Origin of the sequence: Microcoleus sp. Pol12A5, from assembly GCF_036701435.1 — a bacterium.
GTDB lineage: Bacteria > Cyanobacteriota > Cyanobacteriia > Cyanobacteriales > Microcoleaceae > Microcoleus.
In genome coordinates this window covers 1-12,240 of the sequence record NZ_JAUBQU010000047.1, presented here as the reverse complement: position 1 = coordinate 12,240, position 12,240 = coordinate 1, and the positions used below count along the sequence as shown (strand labels likewise).

General features: G+C 51.9%; 2 protein-coding genes. Both read left to right on the top strand.

Annotated elements, in window-relative coordinates; translation table 11 throughout:
- Positions 1-305 precede the first annotated feature (305 nt).
- On the top strand, positions 306-7,469 hold the full coding sequence (locus QUA45_RS14590; protein ID WP_333221251.1) for a DUF4347 domain-containing protein: 7,164 nt from the start codon (positions 306-308) through the stop codon (positions 7,467-7,469).
- 656 nt (positions 7,470-8,125) lie between these two features.
- Positions 8,126-12,240, top strand: a 4,115-nt coding sequence (locus QUA45_RS14585) for a DUF4347 domain-containing protein (protein WP_333221249.1), incomplete at its 3' end; no start/stop codon positions are given.

Genomic DNA, 12,240 nt, shown 5'->3' with positions numbered 1-12,240 from the left:
CACCTCAAGCTACACCGCCTATTACTCTGCAATTAAACCTTTTCAAGAGGTGATAATGATCATCTGGAAATGGGTACATCATCTACAATTCGTGAGCCAATTTGACCATGCAAAGCATCTGCAACAAACCAATTTTTGTCACCACCAAAATATGTGACTCCACCGCAAGGATTGCCGGTCCAAAATCCCGAACAACCGCAACTTATCATCAGAAAAAAGCAATAAAAAAAGTAAAAACAGAGGAGTGTTTCCTGTCCCAGAAACTCCGTGGCGACAGGAAAATTGGGCATCCCCACAGAGAATTTTTGCGAGCAACCCAGTCTGTGGGCGCCCCGACTATAAAAAATGTACTGTTCCTCGATGCCAGAGTAGAAAACTTCGACAGCTTGGCAAGAGGAGGAACAGCCAATACAGAGGTATTTGTATTGGACTCGACGCGGGATGGAGTCGAGCAAATTACTAGAATTTTGGTTAATTACAGCGATTTAGACAGCCTTCAGATAGTTTCTCACGGTCGAGAAGCGGGGGTGCAGCTAGGGTCGATCGAACTTTGCAACGACAACTTACAAACCTACAACCATTTGTTAGAACAGTGGGGAAAAGCCCTCAGCGAGAGAGGAGATATCTTGTTATTCGGCTGCAGCGTCGCAGCGGGAGAAAGTGGCGAGGCCTTCGTGCGGCGGCTGAGCTTAATAGTCGGTGCAGATATTGCAGCTTCCGACAACTTGACGGGGAGTACGGCACTCGGTGGCGACTGGGAATTAAAATTTGCGACAGGGGAAATAAAAGCGAGAATCGCCATTGAAAAAGAAGTGCTCGCAGCCTACCCTTACGCCCTCGGCACATTAGTTAACGAAACTTTCAAAAACTCCACAGTTAGGGGGCCTTGGATTTACGGGGGAAACGACGGAGCACTGTTCAATCCCAGCAGCGGGGTTCCAGCAGCCAATCAACTTATCCCCGGCATTACCGGAGGCACGGTATCGGGCGTAATTCCGGCTTTGGGCGGTTCAAGTCCCGGCGATGGCGCTCTGCGATTAACTCCAGCAGTAAATCTTCGGGAAGCCTTCGTCATCTACAACAACCCCATTCCTTCAACCGACGGTATCAGAGTCCAGTTTGATTTTTATTCTTACGGTTCAAGCCAGCAATTTGAGGCTCCGCAACCCTCTATTAGTCCTCAGCCAGGGGACGGGCTGGGTTTCTTCTTGATAGACGGCACTGTTAGCCCAACCAGGACTGGGGGTTATGGCGGTTCTCTGGCTTACGCTCCACGAACGGGTATACCCGGTATTGAGGGAGGTTATTTAGGCATTGGGCTTGACGAGTTTGGCAATTTTTCAACATCCACAGAAGGGCGCTCCGGCCCGGAGCCACCTTCGATTCCCGGCTCCTCTATTGGTTCTTTCCGACCTGATTCAGTAACTGTTAGAGGAAATCAAGCAAACGGTTATCAGTTTTTAACAAATGCGATCGTTCCCTTCGGCATCGATAACATTCCTACCAGCATTGACTTTAGCGACCCTCAACCAGGCAGCAATTTTAACTTCAGCAATACGTTCACGAGCGATCGCAATTTAGCCAAAAGATCCGTTCAAATTACGCTGAATCCATCTAACGATCCGGTGAATCCCTCTCGCCTCACCGTTGCCTTCGATAAAAATTTCGACGGCATATACGAAACTACATTGATCGACATCCCCAACTTGGCGACCAAAAACGGCTCAGTACCGCCAATTTTCAAATTTGGTTTTGGCAGTTCCACAGGAAGCGCCAACAACATTCACGAACTTCAAAACCTGGTAGTTGAAACTATCAATCCTCCCAGTATCGCCGCAGAGGTTGCCACTATTAAGACCGGCCCGCAGTTTGTCAAATCCGAAGGCAGCATTACCTACACGATTACTACTGTAAACAGGGGACCAGCGCCTGCTACAAATGTTCTGATTCAAGACGAAATACCTTTAGAACTGCGTCCGGGCGGATTGCAGCCGGATCTGATTGCCTCCAACAACGGCACTTACGTGAACCAAACCAAGGCAGTCACCTGGCCGTTAATTCCGGTTCTCAATGCCGGCGAGACTGTGACTTACACCCTGACAATTGATTTGCCGCCCGGTTTAACCAGCGGTAGCAGTTTTGCCAACGTTGCATTCAGCACTAGCTCGACTTTCGACCCCGACCTCAGCAACAACAGCGGTGTACTCGCCCCAGGGCAAATCGAGGGACCTGGTGTCGTGTCTACCACAGTTGTCGATACAGTCGCGGATTTAGTTACTACCAAAAGCGGTCCTGTGACTACTTCGGCTGGGTCAATCGTCGCCTACACATTGACTACCACTAACATGGGGCCAGACCCCGCTGCCGATGTGACCATCAGTGACAGCATTATTCCGGGTTTAACAGGAGTCAGCGTATCGGACGGCGGTACTTACGACCCAGTTTCGGGCATTGTCACCTTCCCAGCACTGACAGCCCTGGCAAATGCTGCGACTGAGACTCGGACTATCAGTTTCACTGCCCCAGCCACCCTTACTGCCATCAGCAACACGGCGCGGAGCACCTCGGCGATTTTCGATCCGATCGCCACTAACAACAACGGCTCGACAACCAACAAAGACGGCACTCCCACTAACTCTACGGTTACGACAAGTATTGCGCCCAACGCGGATTTGGCAACCACCAAAACCGGCTCTACAAGTGCTACTGCCGGTAGTTCGGTCAGCTATACGATCGCTACAGTTAATTTAGGGCCGAGTCCTGCAGAAGCTGTAACCATCACTGACAGCATAGTTCCCGGATTAACCGGAGTCACGGCATCTAACGGCGGCGTTTACGATCCAGTGACGGGCATTGTCACCTTCGCACCTGTGGCAATTGCCAACGCGGAGACTGTCACCCGGACGATCGACTTCACAGTACCGCCCACCCTAACTTCCATCAGCAACACGGCCAGAAGTACCTCCATCACTCCTGACTCCACTCCGACCAACAACAACGGTACCAACCCCAACGCCACCGTCACCACCTCGATCGATGCTGTGGCCGATGTTGTCACCCAAAAAACGGCTCCGGCCAGCATCAACGCGGGCGAAACGCTACTTTATACAATTACTACTGCCAACAACGGGCCGAGTCCTGCGACCAACGTAGTCATCACCGACAGCCTGATTCCCGGCTTAACTAATGTCAGCGTGTCCGATGGCGGAACCTACAATCCTGCCACAGGGACGATCGAGTTCCCAGCGATCGCGACTTTAGCCAGCGGCACCAACCAGAGCCGCACCATCAGCTTTGTACCGCCGACTACCCTGACGAGCATCACCAATATTGTATTGAGCCGATCGGACACTTTTGACCCGGACTTAACAAACAATAACGGCTCGACAGTCGCAGTGCCCGGTGAGGCGGGGGGTCAAGTCATTACCTCGATCGAGGCTGTGGCCGATGTTGTCACCCAAAAAACGGCTCCCGCCAGCATCCAGGTGGGCGACACGCTACTTTATACAATTACTACTACCAACAACGGGCCGAGTCCTGCGACCAACGTAGTCATCACCGACAGCCTGATTCCCGGCTTAACTAATGTCCGCGTGTTCGATGGCGGAACCTACAACGCAACCACAGGGACGATCGAGTTTCCAGCGATCGCGACTTTAGCCAGCGGCAGCAGTGTCACCCGCCGCCTAATTTTTGTACCCCCGCCTACGCTGACGAGCATCACCAACATAGTATTGAGTCGATCGGACACTTTTGACCCGGACTTAACAAACAACAACGGCTCGACAGTCGCATTGCCCGGTGAGGCGGGGGGGCAAGTCATTACCTCGATCGATCCTGTTGCCGACCTGGTTACGTCCAAGAGCGGTCTCACATCTGCTCCTGCTGGTAGTTCCGTGACTTATACTATAACTACCGCCAACAATGGGCCGAATGCTGCTGAAAACGTAGTGATTACAGACAGCATCATTCCCGGTTTAACGGGAGTAAGCGCATCCGATAACGGCACTTACGACCCAGTGACAGGGGTTGTCACCTTCCCAACAATTCCCAGTTTAACGAGCGGCAGCAACATCAACCGCGAGGTAACAGTAGTCGTTCCAGCGACGGGCGCCCTTAGCAATACTTCCCAGAGCCGATCGACCACTTTTGACCCCAAGCCCAGCAATAACAACGGTTCCGAGTCCAGAGCCACTGTCACCACCGCTATTATTAGCGCGCAGCCCACACCCAACAAACTTCCATCAGCCTACAGCAGCAACGCTGCGCTAGGGCCCAACAGCGTTGTCCAAATTAGCGGACTCGGAGGCAGAGACTCAGACGGCACAGTGGTTACATTCACCATCAGCACCCTGCCACCGACAAATCAAGGCGTCCTGTTCTTGGGCGACCCCGCAACGGGGGGAGTCGCCGTCACGGCTGGTCAAACCCTGACAGCCGAGCAAATGACGCAGTTATTCTTCCAGTCGGCGGGCAATTTCACAGGAGCTAATTTTACCTACAGCAGCAAGGACAATCTCGGTGGCAGCAGTCCTGCCGCCACAGTTTCTCTGGTGTCGCTAGCGTTCAACTACCCGCCGGTACCCACAAACTTCAGCAAGACCCTGGCGCCAAACAGCACCGTCAACCTCACAGCGCTGACGGCAAAAGACCCCGACGACTCGATCGAATTCTTTACTATCAACACCCTACCGGCGACAAATCAAGGCGTCCTGTACTTGGGCGACCCCAGCCAGGGAATCCGGGTCACGGCAGGCCAAAGATTGAGTACAACTCAAATCAACCAGTTATTCTTCCAAGCAACCAGCGAATTCGCAGCCACAAACTTTACCTACAGCGCCACAGACCGCCGCGGCGCCATCAGTTCAGCCCCCGCTACAGCCTCCCTGCTAGCACTATTACCTCCCACCGACCAGCCACCGGTCGCCAACAACTCCAGCCTGGCTGTGTTGCTGGGAAGAACCGTGAACATCCCCGGACTCGGAGGAACCGACCCAGACGGGACGGTGGTTTCCTTTACCGTAAACACCTTGCCGCCCGCCAATGAGGGGACGCTGTTTTTGGGTGATCCCAGCCAGGGAGTGCGGGTCACGGCTGGTCAAACCCTAACAACCGAGCAAATTACCCAGTTGTTCTTCCAGGCGTCCGGCAATTTCACAGGGGCAAACTTCACCTACAGTGCTACAGACAACCTCGGCGCCACGAGTGCGGCAGTCGCCACTGTCTCTCTCATTCCCCTTAAGGAATCGATACCGGCGCCAACACCCGCGCCGATACCCGTGCCGACACCGGCGCCAACCCCAACACCAACAACACCGGCGCCAACTCCAACACCAACAACACCGGCGCCGATACCCGTGCCGACACCGGCGCCAACTCCAACACCAACAACACCGACACCCACACCCACACCAACAATACCGGCGCCAACTCCAACACCAACAATACCGACACCCACACCCACACCAACAATACCGACACCCACACCCACACCAACAATACCGGCACCCACACCCACACCTGCAGCGGAACCAGCGCCGACGCCCATACCCACGCCGACGCCCATACCCGCGCCTGCCCCGGAACCAACTGCAACTGCAACTCCAACTCCAACACCACCCATTCCCACACCAACACCAACACAAACACCGGAACCAAAACCAGCGCCAGAACCAACGCCTATATTAGGCCCAGTACCCGAACCCGATACCAGTTGCGGTTGCGACCCCTTGCCCCAGCCACCGAACATCACATTTATCCCACCCCAGCCTTCGCAAATACTCAACTTCGACTCCAACGCCGCACAACTCATCGACATCCAAAACACCATGAGAGGCACTCCTGGAAACGATTCCTTAACAGGAAACGAAACCAACCAACTGTTTCTCTCAAAAAGCGGCGACGACACAGTGTTAGGTGAAGCAGGCAGCGATATCGTTTACGGCGACCAACAGCGAGACTTCATAGCAGCAGGTAGAAGCAACGACATCGTTTACGGCGGCAAAGACCAGGATGTCGTATTTGGCGGGAAGGAAGAGGATCGCATTTTTGGCGATCGCAATGGAGACACAGTGTACGGAGATCGGGGTTCCGACACCATAGTCGGCGACAACGGCAACAACATCGACTTGACCGACAACGACAGCGACCTAATTTTCGGCGGGTCTTCAGGCGACGCCATTGCAGGCACTCAAGGCAACGACACCGTTTACTCCGGCAAAGGCCCTGACATCGCCTATGGTGGCATCGACAACGACCTGATCTGGGGCGACAAAGGCCAGGACACCCTTGACGGCGACAGCGGAGACGACTCTTTGTTCGGTGGCGTCCTCAACTCCCTAGACAGCGACCCCGACGGCTTCGATTTGCTGTTAGGAGGTGATGGCAACGACTTGATGAACGGTCAAGAACAAGACGATACCCTGGTGGGCGGCAACGGACGGGATTTGCTGTTTGCAGGCAAAGCGGGCGATCGCATTTTTGGCGAAACTGACTCGGATACTCTCTACGGCAATCAAGGTTCCGACACCATACTCGGTGACTACGGCACTCAGCAAGGCAGCACAATTGCCACATCTGAAGGCGACTTAATTTTTGGCAACGACACCGGCGATATCATCGGTGGCGGTAGCGGTAACGACAGCATTTTTGCCGGCAAAGGTAACGACTTCATTTACGGCGGCAAAGATAACGACCGGATTTGGGGCGAACTCGGTTCCGATACTATTGTCGGAGATGAGGGGGACGATTCGCTTTACGGCGGCTTGCAAAACCAATTAGTGTCGGATGTTGACGGCCGCGACTTGCTGTTTGGAGGCGATGGCAATGACCAACTCAACGGCGGTGAGAGTTCCGACTCTTTGAGTGGGGGTTTTGGTAACGATATTCTTCGTGGTGGCAAGGATGACGATGCAGTACAGGCAGATGCTGGTGATGACTTGATTTACGGTGATGATGGCAGCGATATTTTGTGTGGCGATCCGGGTAACGATACCATTTTTGGCGATCGCGGGCAAAATGACCGAGGCGCTGTGGGTGGAGACGGTCAGCAAGACTGTATCAACGGGGACAGCGGCGATGACTTTTTATACGCTAATGAAGGTCAAGATACTCTCAACGGAGGTGAGGGTAATGACACTATTTACGGAGGCAAAGATAACGATATTCTCAACGGAGGTGCAGGGGATGACTGGCTGTTTGGTGATGGGGGCGATGATACTTTGATTGGAGGTATTGGGAGCGATCGCTTTGTGTTAAGTGCTAATAGTGGTATGGATAATCTGTTCAATTTTGCCGTAGGAACTGATAAGTTTGTCCTGGCGGGTGGCTTGAGTTTTGAGGCTTTGCAAATTAACCCGATGGCGAATGCTACACTGCTGCAAGTTGCTGCGACTGGCGAGGTTTTGGCTCAGGTTTTTGGCGCTGATAATACTATTACTTCTCTCGATTTTCTCACTCTTTCGAGTTAAGATCAAAGCGCATTTAATTCGCTAAGTTTTTTCGATACTCTCCCAACTCGGTTTGTTACATAAGCCGGGTTTTTTATTTTCCACAATTACCCAAATCAAGCAAGTTCTTGAATTCTTTAGTTTGTCAACTTATCGAGAAGTCTAAAAGGGGTTTTAGTGAATAATTAAGAACCGGCAAAAGCCAACAAACGCAGTTTGTGACTACAAGATTTACTACCTTTTTTTTGAGGGAATAGATATCCTCTTATATCCTGCTGATTGACTATTATTAAATGATTTTTGATAATGAGTCACGTCCTACCAATAGTCATAAAAACTATATTATAAATAACCAATATAAAAGCGAACAATTATCAACTATTTTTGGGTAGAAAATAGCGCATTTTACAGCGTATGTGCGTACATTGTGTACGTTTTTTCCATGTAAAAATAATTTAGCGGTAACTCAGGTTTGGCTAAAAAAATGCCTGATTTCGCAGGTAAACACAGCGAACTGCTACTTTGGGAAGATGTCGATCAAAAAAAAATCGCAGTAAATAGAACTTGTTAACTATGCGAAACCGAGAAATTAGCAATTAACAATTTCTTATTAGCAATTAACAATACTATCTACCATTGAAGATGGACATTTTACAAGTCAAGGAGCTATGTAACTCATGAAAAATTTAGGGTGCAACTACTCTTCGCTAATTCACCAATCAAGTTGCGATCGCCGCGACAAAGAGTCCATAAAAGCTTCTTTGATTGGGACGCCCTTAGTCGGGGATGTGGAGATCGATGTTTCCTGTTTAGCAAAAGAGAGTTGCGGCGTCAAGACTAAACATAAAAAACATTTAGTTTGCATCGACCCAAGGGTAGAGAATTATCAGCATCTTACCAGCGGAGTAAAACCAGGGACAGAGATAATTGTCCTCGATCGAACCCTGGACGGAGTAGAACAAATTACCGAGATTCTAGCTAAACGCAGCTTAATTGCCAGCCTTCAAATAGTTGCTCACGGCAATGAAGCTTCGGTGCAACTGGGGTCAACTTTACTGAAGGATGAAAACTTGCAAAAGTACGATCGGCATTTTCAACAGTGGCGCAATGCCTTCAGGGAAAAAGCCGATATTTTATTATTAGCGTGTAAGGTTGGGGCTGGAAAATCCGGGATTGCTTTCGTGCGGAAGCTGAGAGAATTAACAGGCGCAAATATAGCTGCTTCTAACAATCTAATTGGCAGTGCAAAATTAGGAGGAAACTGGCAATTAAATGTTACAGCAGGACAAGTAAAAACCGCAATAGCCTTTGAAACAAAAAACCAGGAAACTTACAGCGCTGTCCTCATTAATTTAGTGGACGAAAGTTTTCAAGACGCACGTCTAATCGGGCCTTGGATCTCTGGGGTAACAGGCACGTCAGACGCTCCAGCTTTAACAGCAGGAACCGGAACCGAGAGTTTTCCGGGTTTGAACATAGATCCGGTCGGCAGCGGGGCGTTGAGATTAACTTCAAGAACTTTTGACCAATCTACTTTTGTTATCTATAACAGTCAGGTTCCAGTCAACAGCGGTCTTAACATTGTCTTCGACTTATTTGTCTACAACGGCACTGCGCGTCCGAATTTAGCAGGGCGGACAGGTGATGGCATAAGTTTCTTTTTAATTGACGGTACGGTGACGCCAACAGTAGCTGGAGGCTATGGAGGGTCTCTCGGCTACGCCCAAAATACAGATACAAATCAGCCCGGTTTACTGGGAGGTTATTTAGGAATTGGATTAGATGAATTCGGAAATTTTTCAACTACAACTCAAGGGCGTGTAGGTGGAATTCCGGGGGGGCGTAGAGCAGATTCGGTAACGCTTCGAGGTAGCGAAGCTACGCAATATAAGTTTTTAACTTCTACTTTTGTGCCGCAGGGAGTAGATAATATTCCAGATACCGTAAATCCTCTGCCTCCAAACGGGCCGATCAACGCACTTACTACCAGTCGCGAAGCAGCCAGAAGAAGAGTTCAAATTATTTTGCAACCACCCAATTCTGCAACGCCAAACCGTCTCACAGTTAACTTTGATCTCAACAATAATGGTTCGTTTACAGATCAGGGCGAGACTATTATCGACATTGCCAATTTAGAGGATATAAACGGGCCAATACCGGCAACATTCAAATTTGGTTTTGCTGGTTCAACGGGAGACGCAACAAATATTCACGACGTTCGCACTTTATCTATCCAAACTATAGACGTGCCGCTGACTACGGCAGATGTTGCCTCAAGGAAAACAGGCCCGGCCGCAGCGGCACCGGGTAGCAGCATTACTTACACAATTACGACAGTAAATAACGGCCCCAACGACGCCGAAAACGTGGTGATTGAAGATCAATTGCCCGTCGGGGCAGTATTTGCTAGTGCCGAGGGCGACGGCACTTTCAACGCGACAACGAGACTGGTAACCTGGCCAACTATTCCGAATTTACCTGTTGGGACTACCACCACGCGCACCGTAACTGTTACGACCCCAACTACACTTGGCTCTATTACCAACAGTGTATTCAGCAGCAGCAGTACGATCGATCCCGTACCCGGTAACAACAGCGGCAGCAGTCCGGAGGCGCGAGTCACGACCACTATTACGAACGATAGGGCTGATGTAGTGACGGTCAAAACCGGACCCGCGACTGCAGCAGCCGGCTCGACTGTCACCTACACAATTACGGCAGCCAACAGTGGGCCGAGTGTGGCAACCAATGTGGCGATCGCCGACAGCATTGTTCCGGGTTTAACAGGAGTCAGCGTCTCCGACGGCGGAACTTACAACGAAACTACAGGTATTGTGACTTGGACGGCGATCCCATCCCTAGCCAGCGCAGCCAGTACCAACAGAACCGTCAGTTTCACAGTTCCCGCCACCGGCGGCACCGTCGCCAACACTGCTAGCAGCACATCAAGTAGCCTAGACCCCAATCCCGACAACAACAACGGCAGCAGCCCCCAAGCGCGAATCACCACCACTATCACCGATAGGGCTGATGTAGTGACGGTCAAAACCGGACCCGCTACTGCAGCAGCCGGCTCGACTGTCACCTACACAATTACGGCAGCCAACAGTGGGCCGAGTGCGGCAACCAATGTGGCGATCGCCGACAGCATTGTTCCCGGTTTAACAGGAGTCAGCGTCTCCGACGGCGGAACTTACAACGAAACTACAGGTATTGTGACTTGGACGGCGATCCCATCCCTAGCCAGCGCAGCCAGTACCAACAGAACCGTCAGTTTCACAGTTCCCGCCACCGGCGGCACCGTCGCCAACACTGCTAGCAGCACATCAAGTAGCCTAGACCCCAATCCCGACAACAACAACGGCAGCAGCCCCCAAGCGCGAATCACCACCACTATCACCGATAGCGCTGATGTAGTTACGATCAAAACCGGGCCCGCTACGGCCACCCCTGGGTCAAATGTCACCTACACCATTCTCACTGAAAACAGAGGGCCCACTACCGCCACCAACATTACCGTTACAGATAGCATCATTCCCGGTTTAACGGGCGTTACAGCGTCCAGCGGCGGTATTTACGACCCAGCCACAGGCATTGTCAGCTTTCCGCCCATTGCCAGCTTAGCTGACGGCGTGACCGTCAGCCGGACTGTCAGATTCCCAGTCCCGGCAACCGGCACTGTCAGCAACACGGCAAGAAGTACCTCAAACACGAATGACCCGAATCCCGCCAACAATAACGGCAGCGATCCCGGCGCAACTGTTACCACCAGCATCGCCTCACCCCCGACTCCGACTCCGACTCCGACTCCCGCACCGACTCCGACTCCCGCCAACCAACCGCCGATAGCTAACAACGTCAACCTCGAAATCGCCCCCAGCAGCGCTGTGCCGATCGCAGGACTCGGAGGAAGCGACCCCGACGGCTCGATCGCATCCTTCACCATCAACACCGTCCCACCAGACAATGAAGGGCTGATATTTTTAGGCAATCCCGAGACGGGCGGCACGATTGTCACCGCCGGTCAAATTCTGACACCTGCTGACATTAACCAATTATTTTTCCAATCGACAGCCAACTTTACCACCGCCAATTTCACCTACAGCGCTACAGACAACCAGGGCGCTACCAGCCCCGCCAGCGCTACTGTATCGGCGCTGCCGCCATTGCCAAATCTACCGCCAGAAGCAGCCCCGGTCAACCTCGAAATCGCCCCCAGCAGCACTGTGGCGATCGCAGGACTTGGAGGAAGCGACCCCGACGGCTCGATCGCATCCTTCACCATCAACACCGTCCCACCAGCAAGTGAAGGGCTGATATTTTTAGGCAATCCCGATACTGGTGGCACGATTGTCACCGCCGGTCAAATTCTGACCCCTGCTGACATTAACCAATTATTTTTCCAATCGACAGCCAACTTTACCACCGCCAATTTCACCTACAGCGCTACAGACAACCAGGGCGCTACCAGCCCCGCCAGCGCTACTGTATCCGCGCTGCCGCCACAGCCAAACCTACCGCCGACAGCTAATAACGTCAACGTCGAGATCGCCCCCAGCAGCACTGTGGCGATCGCAGGACTCGGAGGAAGCGACCCCGACGGCTCGATCGCATCCTTCACCATCAACACCGTCCCACCAGACAATGAAGGGCTGATATTTTTAGGCAATCCCGAGACGGGCGGCACGATTGTCACCGCCGGTCAAATTCTGACACCTGCTGACATTAACCAATTATTTTTCCAATCGACAGCCAACTTTACCACCGCCAATTTCACCTACAGCGCTACAGA